This window comes from Clostridium sp. KNHs214 (assembly GCF_000744935.1).
Taxonomy (GTDB): Bacteria; Bacillota; Clostridia; order Clostridiales; family Clostridiaceae; genus Haloimpatiens.
In genome coordinates this window covers 195,648-214,093 of the sequence record NZ_JQMW01000009.1, presented here as the reverse complement: position 1 = coordinate 214,093, position 18,446 = coordinate 195,648, and the positions used below count along the sequence as shown (strand labels likewise).

The window sequence follows — 18,446 nt, the reverse complement described above, 5'->3', positions numbered from 1 at the left end:
CCTTTTAAAACAACCGTTAAATTAATTTTTAAGCGTATAATATTTGACCTTGGTATCAAATATCTTTAATTAAACTATAAACCTTCTATAATAATTATAACATTAATACCATTAAACATCATATAACTAATTTTTTTTACATTATTTTAAGTTGTTAATATTACGATTAAACCACAATAAGGTATAATGTGATGGAATTATGAAATTTCTCCTCCATGACTTGCATAAGAGCTCGGAACAATAAATTTAATTTAAGAAATTCTAATCTTTTAGCCATATAAAATTATCTAACGCTCACATTCAGCATCCTGCCTCAGGTTCGCTAGCCTGGCGTCCTTGCCAGGCTTACGATAATTTTATCTGTCTAAAAGAAGAATTTCTAAAATTAAATTTAAACAGTTCCTTCGCTTCTTATGCAAGTCATTCCAGAGAAATTTCATAATTCAGGTAATGTAATGCTTTTTGTGGGATAATCATATTACTTATAATTGCTAATTGGTGAAAAAATATATATAATAGAAGCATAGGAATATTGTATAATGTTAGGAGATGAAAACATGGAACCTATTAGAAATGTGTTTGTTACACCAGAACAATTTGAAGAGATTCAAAATAAATATGATGGAGTCTGTGAATATCTAAATGGTGAAATATTGTTCAGTTCCAGAACATCTCAAGAACACAATAGAATAGTAAGAAAAATATCAGCAAAATTGGATGCATATTTTGAGGGAACTGGCTGTGAACCTTTTGCAGAACAAATTGAAGTTATATTCAAAAATGAAAATGAACAATATAATTTTTTACCTGATATTTTTGTTATGTGTGAAGATGCTAAAACATTAGGAGAAAGCTTTATTTCATCACCTAAAATAGTTTTTGAAGTGGTATCTGAAAAATACTCTGATAATGATTATTTTATCAAGGCACGTGTATATCAAAAATTTGGTGTATTAGAATATAATATAGTTGAACCAAGCGGTTCAATAACTCAATATACTCTAGTTAAGGGCTCTTACGGAACTCCAAGAGTTTTTTACTCTAAAGATAATTACGAGAGTACAGTATACTTAGATTTAAAATTTAAACTTGAAAATATATTTAAAAAAATCTTATAAATAACATTAAAAATACCATAGATACAAGTCCATTTGTGTTGTATCTATGGTATTAAATAATAAGTAGAAAAAAATCGGGGCTGTAGCACTAAGAATAAATTCTATAAAACATTATGTTTGATATTAAATTTTAAACCAATATATTGTATATGAATTTCTTAACGCGGCAACCCATTTTATTTTACACAAATTTATGGGCGTTCTCTACTATCTTCTTAAAACAATTCTCTTACTACTAAAATATGTTGCAAGGAAATATGCTCCATATACAATGGTAATGAATACTACTGTTATTATTATATTATTTGTAGCGTTAATCTTTCCGCCCTCCCGTATTATATCATTTGCAACCTTTATACCCACAACTGAATGTATGCATGCTAGTATAATTGGTAACATAAAATATATAGCTATTTGTTTAAAGAGCGCAGATTTTACAAGTTTATCATCTGCTCCTATCTTCTCTAAAATCTCGTATCTATGTCTATTGTCTGCAGCTTCTGAAAGTTGCTGAAGAGCAAGTATTGCAGCACTAGTTATAAGAAATATTATCCCTATATATATTCCTACAAAGGCTATTACAGCTTCCGCTCCTGCTCCAATAGCTTTATAAGCTTCCTTGGTCATACCTGATATTTTAATTTCATTCTTTGCATTTTTAGTTTTTTCAGTCAATGAATAAAGCTCATCTTCAAGCTTCTTTTGCATCAATTTACTATCTCCCTTACAGTTAAAAGATACAACAGTACTTTGTTTAACAGACCCTTCTGCTATTTTATCTGGTACTACAAGCATAATTGTAGATGGGCTCATATTACTTTCAAAGCCAAAAGTTAATGCCTTAGAATAAATACTATATTGTTTTTCACCTATTTTGACAGTATTATCACTTTTAATATACTTATAAAGTGCATCTTTAAGCTCTGGTTCATTCTTCAAATCAGGGGAATACAAAGCTACCTGATTTTCAGAAAGTTTAATTTCTTCCTTTCCTCCAAGTTTTAAAAGCTTATTATAATCTGTAATCCTCATAAATAAAATAGGTGTTTTCATATTGATAGGCCTTTTACTTTCATACCCTTTCATTTTTTCAAATATAACTTTATTGTTAATTTCTCCATTTTTATAATTATATAATGAATACTCTACAATTTTATCACTGTATTTATTAAAATCCAAATTATATTGTTTAAGTTTTTTAACAATGCTTTCTCCTCCCTGAGCTACAAAGGATGCATCAAAAGGTATAACATTATTAAAAGTTTTATTCAATACACTATTAATACCAAGTCCTGTAGACAATATACCTATAGTACAAAATAGCATAAGACATATAATTGACATTGAAATATGTGCTGTGTTTATTTTAGAATTTATCTGACGCAAAATAAACATATTAAGTTTTTTAAAGTACAATTTTTTGCTTGATTGAAGTAATTTAAGAAAAATTCCTGATAAAGATGCAAAAAATAAGAATGTACCAATGGAACCAAGTATTATTTCGAATATAAGTTTTTTATCAAAATTTCCAATTCCATTTTTCAACACCAATTTGTATGCTGTACCAATACATGCAATAGATAGTATAAATAATATTACTGTGAACACAGGATTTTTAAGCTTTTGCTTTTCATTTTGTTTTTCTGCATTTATAAGTTCTATTAGTTTATACTTTGATATAGATATGGTACTCATAAACATAACAACCAAAAATATTATACCAAAATATAAAATAGTTTTTATAAATGCACTGGATGAAAATATAAAATGATATTCAGTCATGTCCACTTCAAAGAGCTTTGCTGTTATAACTGCAAGCCCTTGAGATAAAAATACGCCAGCTAAAAGTCCTATAGCAAGGGATAATATACCTATTATAAAGTTTTCAGTTACAAGTATCCTAGATACCTTTCCCTTTTCCATGCCAAGAGTCATGTATATACCTATTTCTTTTTTCCTTCTCCTAATAAGAAAATTATTTGCATATACAATTAAAAATCCAAGTATTATAGATATAAATACTGAAATTATATTCATAAGTCTAGTTAAAGTTTCCATAATTTGAGAGGTAGACTGTGATATACTCATCATTGACTTTTGTGCTTCAATAGAATTAAAAATATAAAATATACAAACTCCAAAGGTGAGAGTTAGAAAATACAAAGTATAATTTTTGAAACTCTTTTTTACATTTTTTAAAGACAACTTAAAGAACATTATCCATGTCACCCCCAAGAAGCGTTACAGTATCAACTATTTTATTGAAAAATTCCCTCCTAGTACTATCTCCCTTTATAATCTCATTAAAAATTTTACCATCCTTTATAAATAGTATCCTGCTGCAATAACTTGCAGTGAATGCGTCGTGGGTGACCATAAGTATAGTTACATCTAAATTTTTATTAAGATCTTCCATGCTTTCAAGAAGCATGCGAGATGACTTAGAATCCAATGCTCCTGTAGGTTCATCTGCAAGTATCATTGCTGGATTTGATATTATAGCTCTAGCAGATGCCACTCTCTGTCTTTGTCCACCTGACATCTCATAGGGATATTTAGAAAGCACATCACTTATTTCAAGTGTTTTAGCCATTTCCAATACCCTTTTTTCAGCTTCTTTATGGTGTGTTCCAGATATAGTCAATGGTAATATGATGTTTTCAAATCCAGTAAGTGTATCTAAAAGATTAAAGTCTTGAAATATAAACCCTAGCTCTTCACGTCTAAATCTAGCTAAAGCACGACTCTTCATTTCAGTTATGTCCTTACCTCTTATATATATATGACCAGCTGTAACTGAATCAATTGTAGATATACAATTCAAAAGTGTACTTTTTCCGCTGCCAGATGCACCCATTATCCCTACAAATTCACCTTTCTCCACAGAAAAGCTAACATTATCAATAGCTTTTGTGATATTTTCTTTATTTCCATAATATTTTTCAACATTTGAAACCTTAAGTATCTCTGCCATACAAATCCCTCCATCATCTTGATGGTTTCATTTTAATATAATTTACTTTTATATACCATAATTTTACCTTACACTATTATTAAAAAATGTAAGATAAGACTTTCTATCTTCTCCTTATATATCTTTTCCCTACCTAACATTCATCATAGAACTTTTAGGAAAAATTATATCCACCCTTGTTCCTTCACTATATTCTGAATATGCCTTAATGGAGAGATTTAATTTAGTACAAAGCTTCTTGCAGATATATAGTCCCATGCCAGTAGATCTTTCGTCACATCTTCCATTAGTACCTGTAAACCCTTTATCAAATATCCTTGAAAACTCACTTTTTTTGATTCCTACTCCATTGTCCTTAACAGAAAGTACTACACCATTATCCATTTTGTATGCTATTATTTTAATGTTTGGCTCAAATTTATTCATATATTTCACCGAATTAGTAAGTATCTGTTTTAACATAAAACTTATCCATTTAACATCTGTAAAAACATTTATATCCAAATTTTTCGTTTCCACCCGAACCTTATTATGAATAAAAATCTTTGAGTTCTTTTTCAAAACATCAAAACATAGTTCCTCTAAATTTACCTTCTTTATTAAATAATCCTTCTCAACAGTGTTGCTTCTTGAATAAAATAAGGCCTGTTCCACAAAGTCTTCTATTTTATCTATTTCCTCACATATATTATCCATTACTTCATTTCTATTATTTTGCACTATAAGTTTTGATGCAGAAATTGGAGTCTTTACCTCATGAACCCATAGTTCTATATACTCTCTATATTCTTCTTGCATAAATTTATATTTATTTATTTTCTCTATCATTGCCTTATTAGAACCTTTCAATATATCATATAAAACTATACCCTCTTTAAAAGTAGGACGTGAAATCATCTCTGCAATTAGATTCTTTTTATCAAGAGATTCAAAAATACAGGTTATATCTTTATAAAACTCTCTTTTAGTTGCGTACTCAAAAATTATTGGAACCGCGGCACCTATTATGTATATGCTTCCTATGAGTAGGGGCAACTGAAAACTTTTCCTAGGGTTTAAGACCCATATTATACACATGTTTAAAATAGACACCAGCGTCAATGATGTAATATACAGAACTTTTTCCTTTACAAATTCCCATAAGCTCAATTTACCATATACCCCCTGCCTCTTTTTGTCTCTATAACTTCATCTATCCCTATACTTTCAAGTTTCTTTCTAAGCCTATTAATGTTAACTGTAAGGGTATTGTCATCTATAAACATATTGCTGTTCCAAAGTTCTTCCATAAGCTCATCACGACTAACTATATTGCCCCTTTTTTTATATAGAAGTGTAAGTATATTCAGCTCATTTTTAGTAAGTTCATATTCTTTATCCTTATGCTTTATGGTACTTTTAGAAATGTTTATTGTAAAATCTCTACCACTTATATATTCAGGTTCTTTTTCTCTTAAAGTCCTTTTTAAAACAGAAGATATATGAGCTAATAATATTTGAAGATTGTATGGCTTGGTTATAAAGTCATCCGCACCCAAATTTAAAGCCATAAGTTCGTCAATTTCTGTATCCCTACTAGTAACAACAATTATAGGTACCTGAGATTTTTTTCTTACTTCCCGACATACATAATATCCATCAAAAGATGGAAGATTAATATCTAAAAGTACTAAATCAATTTCTTTAGACATTATGCCCTCTACCACATTATTAAAATCATCTAAAACTTCACATACATAACCATTTTTAGAGATAAATGTACTTAATTCTCCACGAATTTTCTTATCGTCTTCCACAATAAGTATTTTTTTCATAAAACTTTACCCTCCATGCTTTTTTCAATGCTTCTAAACATTACCCGACATTCTGTAATTTATTATACAGCTTCATGCAGTAAATTACCATTTCCTATTCCCGTACACCCAATTCAGTTTCAATACATTAATGAGTGCTTTAAAATTAAACCTATTATAAAATTTAACCTTTTTGTACTAATACATATTAAGGATAAAACTCCTTTGGAGCTTTATATAAAATATAAATTCAAGAAATTCCTTAGGAATTTCAACCTTCATTTTATCTTCTAAATTTTAAATCAAAAACTAACGTAGATCTTAAAACTCATATGGGAAAGTTGAGTTCTTAACCATATCTTCGTATTTAGGCTGGCTGCCGCCAATAAAAGATTTGTAAAGCACTTAAAGAGAAAAGCTAAAACTATTCCATTAGAATGAAGTAGTTTTAGCTTTTCTTGCCTTAACTTTTCTATTTAATTAAAGATTTTTCATAGCGCAGCGGAGGAAAATCATCTTTTAGTTAGCTGTATTCTTTCCCCTAAATAGCTTATGCATGAACCGAAAAATCTGTCTTTAAGGTAACAATAAATATATTTTTTTAGACTATCGAGCTAGCCTTAGAAATTCTTTGTTTTCAAATTTCAATACCCGTTAAAAAGCTTTCATGTTTGAGCGCCGTCAGAAGCGAGTTTGAAAGCTTTAGGGTATTGAAATTTGAAAACATTAGAATTACTTGGCGTATTGCGAGCAGTCTAAAAAAATATATTTATTGTGGACTTAAAGACAGATTTTTCTTATTGCACTTGCTTCAAAATATATTCTTAGTATGTGTCAAACTTATTTATGTAGTACACAACTATAATATACCATGCTTTGATAATATTTTAACTTTATTTTATACTATAGTATAATTAACTTTATCTCCAACATTAAAATTATCTAGAGTATTTATAACTTGCACCTTAAGAACTTGCCCATCACTAGTCTTAATAGAATATATTGAATTAGGACCTAAAAACTGCTTTTTTATAATTTCAGCATTCTGCTGTCCCTTATCACTGTGAATAATGATTTTCTCAGGTCTTATAAATTTTATACTTCCCTCCTGAAGCTTCAGCCTATTTAATGTTCCAATAAAGTTTGCTACAAAATCTGTTTTAGGATTATTATACAAATCCTCTGGAGTTCCTATTTGCTCTATCTTTCCTTCATTCATAACTGCGATTTTATCTGATATGCTTAAAGCTTCCTCTTGGTCGTGAGTTACAAAAATCATTGTAATTTTAAACCTTTCATTTATATCTTTTATCTCATCCCTCATTTTTAATCTAAGCTTAGCATCTAAATTACTTAGTGGTTCATCTAGAAGAAGAATTTTAGGTTTTAAAACCAAAGCTCTTGCTAAAGCAACTCGCTGCTGTTGGCCACCGCTTAATTTGCTCACACTACTATTTTTATAATCATCAAGTCCCACTAAATGAAGGTATTCTTCACCTATCCTTAGAGCTTCTTTCTTTTTATACCCCTGAAACTTCAATCCATAAATTACATTCTGTATAACATTCATATTAGGAAATAATGCATAAGATTGAAAAACTGTTGACACAGGCCTTTCCTGTGATTCTAAATTTGTTATATTATTTCCATCCAATATTATATTCCCACCATCTGGCTTTAAAAATCCACCAATCATCCTTAGTGTAGTTGTTTTACCACAACCACTAGAACCTAAAAGACAAACCATTTCACCTTTCTCTATGTCCATATTCAAGTCATTAACAACCTTTAAATCCTTAAAACTCTTTACTAAGTTTTTTAATTGTAGAAACATTTTTCCCTCCTAAAACCAATTTGGAAAATACCAAATTAACAACTAAAGTAATTAATATTATTATGCATGCAATAACAGCGCCTAGTCCATATTCTCCGCTTTGAATAGCATCGAACATTTCAACTGTAGCAACCTTCTGACCTGGATATATTAAAAATATTATAGAACCAATAGTAGTCATAGTAGCAGTAAAATTATTTATAAATCCCATTAAAAATGCTGGTTTTAAGGAAGGTATTATAATATCCTTAAGTATAAAAAAGTTTGAAGCACCACAATCTTTTCCTGCATATTCAACTTGGGGATCTATATATGAAATTACAGCACTGCTTACCTTCGTAGTCATAGGTAGCTGCTTAAATATACAATTCAATATAACTATAGCAGCAGTTCCAGTAAGTTTCATTGGATAATCATTAAACGCTAAAATATATCCAATACCAAAAAACGTCCCTGGAATAATATAAGGAAGTGTTGCAATAAAGTCCACTTGCTTCATGCCTAATATTTTTCTTCTTTCAGTATAATAAGCTGTAAGCATTCCTATAAAGCTTCCAATAATCCCAGCAATGGTGGAATATACTATACTTCTTATAAAACTGCTGCCACTATAATCTTTTAATTTAATTATATTATTCAGAGAAAAATATATTTTTCCTTTTCTATATACAGTTATTGCAGAAATAAAAATAGATAGATATTGAAGAACCATTATAAAGATAAATGTATAAGTTATAATCTTTATTAAGCCTCCAAGGAATCCATTAAATCTTAGCTTCATTTCCCTTGAATTTACCTTTTGGGCTCCTCCTAAAGTGAAATTACTTTTTTTCATATAAAATCTATATGCCATAAAAGCTATAATAGATGGAATAATTAAAAGCATATTCATTGCCGCAGCCTTAGGAAGATTTCCATTAGCTATTATTTCAATATATATTTGAGTTGCAATAACATTAAAGGAACCCCCAATTATCATAGGTGTACCAAAGTCTGAAAAGCACCGTACAAAAGTTAATAGAGATGCTACTATAATTCCTGGAATCATCATTGGAATCACTACTTTTCTAATGGTGTAATTTACACTGGCTCCACTGTCTAATGAAGCTTCAATTATACTCTTGTCCATACCACTTATAACTCCCGATAATATTATAGAGCTTAGAGAAACATGACTTAAGGTTTGCATTGCCACTATTCCATACCATCCATAAGTATTTAATGTAAGTTTTAAAATATCATGAGTTATAATTCCTCTTCTTCCAAATAAATTAATATATGCTAGTGACGATACAAATGGTGGAGATATCATAGTGATCATTAAAATAATAAAAAGAAGTTTTTTAATTTTACTTTCAGAAAAACTAATATATACAGCCACATATATGGAAATAATTATAGAAAAAAATGTAGATAAGAAAGCAACAAAAATACCATTAGTTATAAGTTTTTTATTTCCTTTTAAAATCTCTTTATAAAAATTAAAAGAAAATCCTCCGTCATGATAAATGCTCTGCTTTGCCACAGATAAAATTGGCCAAAAGATAAATATCAAAATTGAAGAAATTAGTATTAATATAATTAATAAGTCAAAAAAATTATAAAGATGGGTATCTAGAAATTTAGATACCCTTTTCTTCTTTTCCATTATTTATTTCCTGTTAAATTAGCCCATTTAGCCAATATGTCTTTTCTATTTTTACCGTATTCAGCAAAATTTTCTTCAAAAAATTTATCTTTTGGCACTTTTAAATCATATCCCTTTACACTTGGTTTAGAACAAGTTACCCCATCCCTACCTTCATGTTTTGCTAGGAATTCCATATTATCTTTTTTGAAAATCCAATCTAAAAACGCTTTTGCGGCATCTACGTTGCTTGCATTTTTAAATATAGCAACTCCTTCAGGTATCCATGGAAGTCCATCTTCTGGATAAACAATTTCTACATTATGTTGATCCTTTAAGTCAGTTATTGATTTATTTATGTAAGTAATTCCTATTGCAGCTTCTCCTGCCACAGTCTTTACTTGTGGGTCTTTTCCTCTTTTTGAATATGCAGTGATGTTTTCATTTAACTTTTTAAAATATTCCCATCCTTTTTCTTCACCCATATTTTCAAGAAGTCCACATAATACACCGTAGTTTGTTCCAGATATTGCAGGGTTTGACATTAAAATTTCGCCCTTATATTCTGGCTTTGTTAAGTCCTGCCAAGTCTTTGGCATTTTTAGGTTCTTTTCCTTAAGTACATCTTTGTTAACTATAAATCCTACAATAGTTATTCCTTTTGAAATCCAATATCCCTCTTTATCTTTGTATTTGTCAGGTATATCCTTAAATTCAGGAGAAACATATTTTTCAAGAAGGCCATCTTCCTTAGCTTGTATAAAGGCATCGATTCCGCCTCCAAACCATAAATCAGCCATAGGCTTTCCACCTTCAGCCTTTATTCTTGAAATTGCCTCACCAGAGGACATAGACAAAGTTTCTACTTTTATGCCAGTTTCTTTTGTAAATTTTTCAAATACTTCTTTATATTCACTAGTAGCTATAGCTTTTAGTGTTGTTCCTTTTAAATCTTTTGTTGAAGCCTTTGTTGAATCTTTTGTACTATCCTTTGCACTTTTCTTACTTGAACAAGCAGAAAGTCCTAAAACTAAAACTAATGAAAGTGCAACTGACATTATTTTCTTAAGTTTATTCATTATTTTCCCTCCATTATGACAAATAATCTAAATTTTCCACAATTATTATCACATACTAATACCCTTATATCAAATTTATATTATAAATAGATAATTTATCTTCTATTGATATTATCAATAAGCATTTAATATAAACAGAATTTGAATTAAAATTTATAGCGTGAATGTAAATCAATGAATTAGTATACTATTCATTGAAAATATAGTACAGCAGATAGACTTAACACCTTGCACATAAGATATTAATAGAGGATTATATATGATTATCGATACTCACATACATGAAAAAAAATATTCCCCTGATAGCGAATTTTCTCTTGAAGAAGCTGTTAGTGTTGCAAAAAAAAATTGGACTAGATGGGATATGTATAACAAACCACGACAATAATAAAATAAAGCAAGAGGCATTAGACTATGGAAAAAAGAATAATTTTTTAATAATAGTTGGACCTGAAATACTTACTTTTGAAGGTGACATATTAGTTTTCGGAGTGGATAACCTACCAGAAGAAATGATTCATGCTGAAGAACTTTTAAACATTGTAAAAAAACATAATGGAGCAGCTATAAGCGCACATCCTTTTAAAACCAATAACAGGGGTCTTAAAGATCATATAAAAATAGTAAAAAATCTACTTTCAGGAGTGGAAGTCTTTAACGGCAGTACAACCCCACACCATAATTTATATTCATATGCTCTTGCCACAGAACTGAATCTGCCACTTTTTGGCGCTAGTGACGCTCACGTTACTAGAAACATTGGAAAATATGCCACAGTATTTAATGGTATCATAAGAGATGAAAAAGATTTCATAGAGGCTATTAAGTCAAAAAACACTTGTCCTGCTATTTTAAAAGATGGGAAATATGAAGAAATAAATATTTACGATACTTTAATAAAATAAACATGAAATTTAAATGAAAAATAAGCAATATAAAGGAGGCTATGTAGATTCCATTTATGGAATTCACATAGCCTCCTTCATTATTTAATTTTAAACTTAATTTTTTTACTATATTCACTTCCAAAACTATACCATAAGTAAGTTATTTATCAGGGCAAACGCATATGATTTTTTGGCGCTAGCCCTTTTATTTTGTTGAAATAATGCTTATAATTTAAATTGTACAAAAGATAGAAAGGAAGATTATTATTAAACCAAACATGTTTGATATTGAAAGTATAATATTTGATGCATTTAATGAGGTCGAAGACCCACGAGGCGATAACAAGAGACATAAATTTATAGATATAATCGGTATAGCACTATGTGCTGTAACCAGTGGAATGGAATCTTATAATGAAATTGAAGAATTTGGAGAGTCAAGTGAAGAGTGGCTAAAGCAATATTTTGAGTTACCTAATGGAATTCCTTCACATGATACATTCAATAGGGTATTTTCCCAAATAAATCCTAAACAATTTCAAAAATGTTTTAATGAATTAATGAAGAATTTAGCTGAATTAGTAAATGGAGAAGTAGTATCTATAGATGGTAAAACAGTGAGAGGATCATCTTGTAATAGTTCAAATCAAAAATCAATTCATATGGTTAGTGCTTGGGCAAATCAGAATCAGGTAGTTTTAGGGCAAATCAAAACAGATGATAAATCAAATGAAATCACAGCAATTCCAAAATTAATTGAACTATTAGAATTAAAAGATACTATTGTTACAATTGATGCTATGGGAACTCAAAAGAAAATAGCAGAAGTTATTATAGAAAAAGAGGCTGACTATGTGTTGGCATTAAAAGAAAATCAGAAAACTCTTCATGACAATGTTGAATTATTTTTTGACTCTATATTGAGATATAAAAGTACAGATATAAAAGTACAAACCCATACTACTCATGATAAAGATCATGGGAGAATTGAAACACGAAAATACTTTTTAGTTAATGAAATTTCATGGCTAGATAATAAAGAAGACTGGAGAAACATTCAATCTATAGGTATGGTTGAAAGAAAACGAATTGTAGGAGATAAAGAAACTTTTGAGCGAAGCTACTATATAACAAGTTTAGAGTCTATAGAGTTATTCTCAAATGCAGTTAGGCAACATTGGGGTATAGAAAATAAGCTCCATTGGGTTTTAGACGTATCTTTTAATGAGGATAAATGTAGAGCTAGAAAAGATAATTCAGCTGAAAATTTGGCTGTCTTACGACATTTAGCCTTAAATCTACTTAGACAAGAAAAAACTTTAAAGAAAAGTTTAAATATAAAAAAAGTTAAATGTGCATTAGATAAAAAATATCTAGAAAAAGTTATTTTCGACCCTCTACGAGGTAAAGAATAAAGAATATTAAAATACCACTAGGGAAAGTCTATGAATAGTTTTTTCAATATTCACTTTATTTATAGTAGCTCATTTATTTTACATATTTTATAAAAACGCATCTTTATATTGAAAGAAATACAATATAAAGATGCGTTTGCCCTAAGTTATTTATCCAACAATATTGATTTTTACAATCTTTATTAGTAAAATGTTAAAGAATAGGTTTTAGGATGAAATGTATATGAAAATTTTAATAGTTGATGATTCTGTTTTTTCTCAAAAATAGCTTTAATAAGATTTTAGAAGGGAGTAGTTTTTATGAGTTTAAAAGATTTATATGAAAGTGGAATAGAATATACAGATTTTCTAGATAGTAAAGATTTGGATACAAAAAATAAAGTTTTAGAAATATATAATAATATAGAAATAGGAAGGGATTTAGAGGATAAGATTAAAGGCATAGATAAAGAAGTTGATATAATTGCTTTTGCAGAAATATGGTGTCCTGATTGCATGATCAACGTACCCGCACTAGAGAAAATTCATATATTAAATCCTAAGATTAATTTTAAAGTAGTTTCACGAGAGGGAAATGAAAACTATTTAGATAACTATGCAGTAGATGGAAAACCTAAAATACCTACTTTCATAGTTACAGACAAAAATGAAAAAGTTTTAGGTGCCTTTATAGAAAGGCCAGAAATAGTTAGAAAAGTAGAGAACAGCGGAAACCAAGTAGATGTAATAGTTACAAAAAAGAAATATCGAAAGGGAGAATTTATACCTCATACTATCAAGGATGTTTTAAATATAATAGCTAATAAGAATATCTAACAAAAACAGTAGCTTTATAGGCTACTGTTTTTCCATTGATTTTTATTAAATAAAGTTCTTTACCCTAAAGATGCTTTCATAAATTCACTAGGTGAATATCCTGTGTGCTTTTTAAAAACATGTGAGAAATATCTATAGTCTGTATAACCAACCTTAGAAGCCACATCAGCTATCTTTGCCTCAGGCTCTGTTAGGTATTCCATAGCTTTACTTACCCTAAGTTTTGTTAAGTACTCTACAAAGCTTACTCCCATTACTTTTTTAATCTTTCTACTTAAATAACTTTCACTTAGATAAACTTTAGTAGCTACGTCATTTAAAGAAATATTCTCATTATAGTGTTCTGTCACATAATCCAGTGTATCCTTTATTCCAGACTCAGCTATTTGCACTTTAACTTCCTTTATAGCATATAATATTTCAAATATTAAGCCTTCAACCCATGTATACAATTCCCCAATGGTGTTAAGTTCTGTAGTTTTCTTATAAACATTAAAGTTTTCTCCTACTATATCTGCCATGTTAATATTAAAATCCTTAAGGATGTCTAGTGCCTTTAAAATTAAATTAATGCTAATTTGTTTTATGGTATCATCGCTTATTTTATTGCACTTGAATATATCATAATAAATATATTTTAATCCATCTTTAACTCTCTTTTTATCACAAGCTCTAATACATAATAAAAGCTCTCTTTCCTTTTGATGTAAATCATTCCATTCTAGTTTTTCTTCATCACATACCTCTTTATCTATATCTTTAAAATAAGTTATACTGCCCTTGCCACTATATAATCTATTTTTTAAAGCTCTTTTCCCTTGACTATATATCTCCTGTATGCTTTCCAAATTCATTATACCAGAAACACCCATACTTATAGTTATACTACATTTAGATTTTACAATGCTTTGAATATTTTTCAGTTTGCTGTGGATTTCTTTTTCACAACTAATATTATTGCAGCATAATATCAAGGCTAACTTGTCCTCATGACATTCAATAACATAATGTTCCTTTAAAAAAAACTTATTTATTGCATCTCTAATTATCTGATTTTCCTCATAAATTAATTTCATATTATCCATTTCCAATATATTTTCATAATTATCATTTTGAATAGAAACAATCATGAGTTTCTCCAAAGATATATTATGTCTTCTTATTTCTTCATAAATATTTTCATAACTTCTCAGCTTTCCTCTCATCATATCTAATAACATTTTTTCTTGAGTTATAGATACACTTTCTTTAGTCTTTATACATTCATTAGCTGCCTTTTCTATAGCATTCAAAAATTCTTGTTCATCTATAGGTTTTAATAAAAAATCCATAGCATTTACTTTAACGGCACCTATTGCATAGTTTAAATCATCATAGCCCGTAATTATGATGAACTTACTGTTAGGCAAAATTTTTCTAATATTTTTAGCCATTTCTAATCCATTCATTTCCGGCATATTAATATCCGTTATAATTAAATCTGGTTTTTCCACCTTTGCTAGTTCTATTGCCTGAAATGCATCCTCTGCTTCGCCTACTATGTTACACCCATATTTATTCCAATCAACAGTTTTTTTCATACCCTCCCTAGCTAAATACTCATCATCTACCACTATGACTTTAACCAAAAGCGCCGTCCTCCTCAAAACATTAAATTTATATCTACTACAATCACTTTACCAATGTAACTTCAATTTAAATTTTCTCTGTTCTTTCGCCATTGCCTATTAATGACACACATATATTCGCTGATTCAATATTAAATTACTAATTGTACATTACTCTATTCTTTTATTAATTGATGCATAGGCTAATAATGACAGATGCTCTGTCAGCTAAGTATTATCCTATGTTTTACAATTCACCAGGTATGTTTATTCTAGATATAGTAAATCCTTCTTCGCTAAATAATTTTACACCATATTCATCTCCATAGTGAAGTTTTATTCTATTATCCACGTTACTTAAGCCTATTTTTTCTCCTGAACTGTTGCTATTTCCCACTCCAATGCCATCATCTATCACATCAATATAAACTATATTTTTCTCTAAATACCCTTTTATAATAAGATTTCCCTTGCCTCTCTTTTGTTCCAAGCCATGAGTTATAGCATTTTCCACCAGTGGTTGAATTAAAAGCCTAAGAATATTTTGTTTATATACCTCCTGGTCCACTTCTATGGATACTTGAAATTTATCTCTATATCTAATTTTCTGTATAGTTAAATAATTATTAACCTGTTGCAGCTCTTCCTCTACAGTTACTATATCACCTTTCTTACTAATACTGTATCGCAAAAATTTTCCTAAACTTGTAACCATAGTGCTTACCCCTTGCAAATCATCAAGCTTTGCCATCCAATTAATTGACTCCAATGTATTGTATAAAAAGTGAGGGTTTACTTGAGCCTTAAGTGCTTTAAATTCTGCTTCTTTCAGCAAATACTGTTTAATATAAACCTCTTCTATTAATCTGTTAATTTCCTTAAGCATATTATTAAAACTATTACCCATATGTGCAATTTCATCATTTGTATTAATAGAGAAATTTACGTTTCTATCTCCTTTTTCAACTTTATCCATCAAATTTGCCAGCTCATTTATTGGTTTAGAAATGTTTTTAGACAACACCAAAGAAGCCATTACAGCTAATATAGCAAATAAAACAAGTAGTAACATAAATGTAATTATAATAACTCTTTTATCCTTATATAATTGTTTTTGAGGAATTATTTCCACTATCTTAAGACCTGTATCACTTAAAGTTGTAAAATACGCTGTATATTTTTTATTTTCTATGTTGCATGAGAATTTCCCGTTAGTATTATTTAATATATCACTCAAGTATTCTTCATAAAAATAAAATCCTGTTTTATTTTTGTTGATTTTATCCGTAATTATTTTGCCATCTCTGTCCAATACAAAAATATTATTGTCCTTATATACCTTTAAATATTTAAAAATATCATTAAAGTAATCATCATATAAATCAACTACTACATACCCTATTTTTTGTCCATTTTCTACATCTTTTATTCCTTTTCCTATAGCCATTACAATGTCTTTTCTATCTTTTCCATCTACTCTCCTATGTATATACAAAAGCTTCTCATTATCTCTTTTATCAATGGATTTAAAAAATTCGCTGTTTAAATCTTCATATATAGGTGGATAATAGTCCGTAGTACTAAAATGACTATATTTACTCATTCCCGTTATATATATAGGCACATCCCTTTTTTGTGTAGCTAATACACCGCTAGTTATTCTATATATTTTTTGAATATCTAAAAATTTTTCTTCATAATTATTATAATCTTTTTTCTTTAAAATTTCCTTCACTTCTTTATTTTCTGATATATAATTACTGATACTTATAAAACTCCCTAAAGATGAATCTATAAGCTTGCTCACTACCTCTAAGTTTTCTTTTACTGAAATATCTAATCTACTATTAATTGACTTACTAGTATTATAATAAGAAAAAATCGTCATACTTAAAAGTGGCAATATTCCTACTAATAAAAAACCTCTAAATAGCTTATCCTTAAAACTGTCATTTCTACATAATACACCAAAAATTTTCTTAAATCTATATATACATTTGTTGCTATTTAAAATGTTAGATATACATTTATTTCTAAACCAAAGTTTGTTTTTAAATGAAAATTTCCTTTTCATAAAAGTCCCCTTAAAAAATCATAATGTATTTACTACAACTTAATTATTATTGTAAACAAAGTTTATTAACTAAATCTCTTCACATTTTTAAAATATATACTAAAATTTAATATAGCTCAATTGTAACACAATTGAGCTATATAGGTTAAAAATATTGTATTCTATTATATTAAGATTCAACTAAATAATAAGTCAAATTTTGCGCCATACTGCGTCATCAGAACCCGCAGATAGTATTACTAACCACGGAACCTATCTTATTGTGTGACACAAAATATACTAGCAGCTTTGACTTGTTATTTCTTTTCATGTACCTAAATTATTTTTTAAATACTTAACTTTTCTATTGAAGAATTAATATATATTTACTTAATTAAATTAACCTTTTCCACACCCTCATAAACAGATAATTCTTGAATTATTTTACTTCTTTTTATATATCTAGGTACTACTATTGTATAAAGACTAGTTTTATAAGGGCTATCCTCATCATCTTCTAAAGAAAATTCAATATTTTGTACTTTAATATTTTTAGTTTCAAAATATCCTTCAACAATATTTATTAACTGTTTTTTATCCTTATATTGAAGTTCTATTTTAACTAAATTTCCTTTTTCCATAAATTTGTCCTCAACTCTTTTGAGTGTAGCTAATACCATAAAAACAGCAGCTGTTGATAATAAGGTTAAAGTATAGTATCCCAGTCCCACAGCCAAACCAATACATGCTACCACCCAAAGGCTTGCAGCAGTGGTAAGTCCTTTTACAGAACCTTTTTCATGAATTATAGTACCTGCACCTAAAAAACCTATGCCACTTATAACTTGTGCTCCAAGCCGCCCAATATCAGCCTTCAAAGCCGATTGTAGCTGTGGATGTGCTAATATTAATCTAGTAGTTTCTTCCACTGAATATAATTGAATCATAGAAATCACCGCAGCACCTACACAAACTAAAATGTGAGTTCTAAATCCTGCTGGTCTATTCTTAAATTCTCTTTCGTATCCAATTAATCCGCCTACTATAACGGCAAGAACAATCCTTAAAACCACCTCATGAATTAGCATATAACCTTAGTTGCCAATAATCTATAAAATAAACATCATTTAATTCACCCTTCAATGTCTCTTATTTGTGATGTTTTATAGATTTATCGCAACAGCTCACCTCCCACCAATTAAATGTCCCATATTAAGATAATTTATAAAATGATTAACCCACA

At 28.9% G+C, this 18,446-nt stretch carries 14 protein-coding genes; 4 read left to right on the top strand and 10 right to left on the bottom strand.

All coding sequences use genetic code 11. The annotated features are described in order from the left end of the window. The first annotated feature begins 539 nt into the window (after positions 1–539). The gene (locus tag CC89_RS03590; protein WP_286161296.1) at positions 540–1,118 is read left to right on the top strand and encodes a Uma2 family endonuclease; all 579 of its coding nucleotides are present in this window, start codon (positions 540–542) and stop codon (positions 1,116–1,118) included. A 207-nt stretch (positions 1,119–1,325) separates the two neighbouring features. On the opposite strand, the gene CC89_RS03585 is transcribed toward CC89_RS03590, so the two are convergent. From CC89_RS03585 to CC89_RS03555, 7 genes are all read right to left on the bottom strand, one after another. After that, positions 1,326–3,335, bottom strand: a complete 2,010-nt coding sequence (locus CC89_RS03585; protein WP_035289135.1) for an ABC transporter permease — start codon at positions 3,333–3,335, stop codon at positions 1,326–1,328. Then, a complete protein-coding gene (locus CC89_RS03580; protein ID WP_035289132.1) occupies positions 3,325–4,092 on the bottom strand; it encodes an ABC transporter ATP-binding protein in 768 nt (255 codons plus the stop codon). Before CC89_RS03580 ends, CC89_RS03585 begins: the two co-directional genes overlap by 11 nt. 129 nt (positions 4,093–4,221) lie before the next feature. Further along, the gene (locus tag CC89_RS03575) at positions 4,222–5,241 is read right to left on the bottom strand and encodes a sensor histidine kinase (RefSeq protein WP_035289130.1); all 1,020 of its coding nucleotides are present in this window, start codon (positions 5,239–5,241) and stop codon (positions 4,222–4,224) included. Then, a complete protein-coding gene (locus tag CC89_RS03570; RefSeq protein WP_035289127.1) occupies positions 5,238–5,906 on the bottom strand; it encodes a response regulator transcription factor in 669 nt (222 codons plus the stop codon). Before CC89_RS03570 ends, CC89_RS03575 begins: the two co-directional genes overlap by 4 nt. An 877-nt stretch (positions 5,907–6,783) precedes the next feature. Continuing rightward, positions 6,784–7,719: an ABC transporter ATP-binding protein gene (locus CC89_RS03565; protein WP_035289125.1), complete on the bottom strand. Its 936-nt coding sequence runs from the start codon at positions 7,717–7,719 to the stop codon at positions 6,784–6,786. Further along, complete coding sequence (locus tag CC89_RS03560) at positions 7,682–9,367, bottom strand: ABC transporter permease (protein WP_035289122.1); 1,686 nt, start codon at positions 9,365–9,367, stop codon at positions 7,682–7,684. The genes CC89_RS03565 and CC89_RS03560 overlap by 38 nt, the downstream gene beginning before the upstream one ends. Further along, positions 9,367–10,425, bottom strand: a complete 1,059-nt coding sequence (locus CC89_RS03555) for an ABC transporter substrate-binding protein (protein WP_035289118.1) — start codon at positions 10,423–10,425, stop codon at positions 9,367–9,369. The genes CC89_RS03560 and CC89_RS03555 overlap by 1 nt, the downstream gene beginning before the upstream one ends. A 335-nt stretch (positions 10,426–10,760) precedes the next feature. On the opposite strand from CC89_RS03555, the gene CC89_RS03550 reads away from it, so the two are divergent. The 3 genes from CC89_RS03550 to CC89_RS03540 all read left to right on the top strand — a co-directional run bounded on the left by CC89_RS03550 (position 10,761) and on the right by CC89_RS03540 (position 13,543). Further along, positions 10,761–11,330 carry a PHP-associated domain-containing protein gene (locus CC89_RS03550; RefSeq protein ID WP_286161295.1) on the top strand — a complete coding sequence of 190 codons (570 nt, stop codon included), beginning with the start codon at positions 10,761–10,763 and terminating at the stop codon, positions 11,328–11,330. A 260-nt stretch (positions 11,331–11,590) separates the two neighbouring features. Continuing rightward, positions 11,591–12,727 carry an ISAs1 family transposase gene (locus tag CC89_RS03545; protein ID WP_035288450.1) on the top strand — a complete coding sequence of 379 codons (1,137 nt, stop codon included), beginning with the start codon at positions 11,591–11,593 and terminating at the stop codon, positions 12,725–12,727. Positions 12,728–13,027: 300 nt separating this feature from the next. After that, entirely contained in the window at positions 13,028–13,543 is a 516-nt protein-coding gene (locus tag CC89_RS03540) for a thioredoxin family protein (protein WP_035289115.1), read from the top strand. A gap of 59 nt (positions 13,544–13,602) precedes the next feature. Here CC89_RS03540 and CC89_RS03535 read toward each other — a convergent pair whose 3' ends face one another. The 3 genes from CC89_RS03535 to CC89_RS03525 form a co-directional block, all read right to left on the bottom strand. Further along, the gene (locus tag CC89_RS03535; protein ID WP_035289112.1) at positions 13,603–15,171 is read right to left on the bottom strand and encodes a response regulator transcription factor; all 1,569 of its coding nucleotides are present in this window, start codon (positions 15,169–15,171) and stop codon (positions 13,603–13,605) included. Between the two features lie 226 nt (positions 15,172–15,397). After that, positions 15,398–17,224 (bottom strand): sensor histidine kinase, encoded by a 1,827-nt coding sequence (locus CC89_RS03530; protein WP_035289109.1) that lies wholly within the window; start codon positions 17,222–17,224, stop codon positions 15,398–15,400. A 365-nt stretch (positions 17,225–17,589) separates the two neighbouring features. Next, positions 17,590–18,291 (bottom strand): MgtC/SapB family protein, encoded by a 702-nt coding sequence (locus CC89_RS03525; protein WP_035289107.1) that lies wholly within the window; start codon positions 18,289–18,291, stop codon positions 17,590–17,592. Between the last annotated feature and the right edge of the window lie 155 nt (positions 18,292–18,446).

What these genes read in the sequence shown, in the direction of transcription:
- CC89_RS03590 (WP_286161296.1), top strand. Translation starts at nt 540, where the DNA reads ATGTTAGGAGATGAAAACATGGAACCTATTAGAAATGTGTTTGTTACA.
- CC89_RS03585 (WP_035289135.1), bottom strand. Translation starts at nt 3,335, where the DNA reads ATGTTCTTTAAGTTGTCTTTAAAAAATGTAAAAAAGAGTTTCAAAAAT.
- CC89_RS03580 (WP_035289132.1), bottom strand. Translation starts at nt 4,092, where the DNA reads ATGGCAGAGATACTTAAGGTTTCAAATGTTGAAAAATATTATGGAAAT.
- CC89_RS03570 (WP_035289127.1), bottom strand. Translation starts at nt 5,906, where the DNA reads ATGAAAAAAATACTTATTGTGGAAGACGATAAGAAAATTCGTGGAGAA.
- CC89_RS03565 (WP_035289125.1), bottom strand. Translation starts at nt 7,719, where the DNA reads ATGTTTCTACAATTAAAAAACTTAGTAAAGAGTTTTAAGGATTTAAAG.
- CC89_RS03560 (WP_035289122.1), bottom strand. Translation starts at nt 9,367, where the DNA reads ATGGAAAAGAAGAAAAGGGTATCTAAATTTCTAGATACCCATCTTTAT.
- CC89_RS03555 (WP_035289118.1), bottom strand. Translation starts at nt 10,425, where the DNA reads ATGAATAAACTTAAGAAAATAATGTCAGTTGCACTTTCATTAGTTTTA.
- CC89_RS03545 (WP_035288450.1), top strand. Translation starts at nt 11,591, where the DNA reads ATGTTTGATATTGAAAGTATAATATTTGATGCATTTAATGAGGTCGAA.
- CC89_RS03540 (WP_035289115.1), top strand. Translation starts at nt 13,028, where the DNA reads ATGAGTTTAAAAGATTTATATGAAAGTGGAATAGAATATACAGATTTT.
- CC89_RS03530 (WP_035289109.1), bottom strand. Translation starts at nt 17,224, where the DNA reads ATGAAAAGGAAATTTTCATTTAAAAACAAACTTTGGTTTAGAAATAAA.
- CC89_RS03525 (WP_035289107.1), bottom strand. Translation starts at nt 18,291, where the DNA reads ATGCTAATTCATGAGGTGGTTTTAAGGATTGTTCTTGCCGTTATAGTA.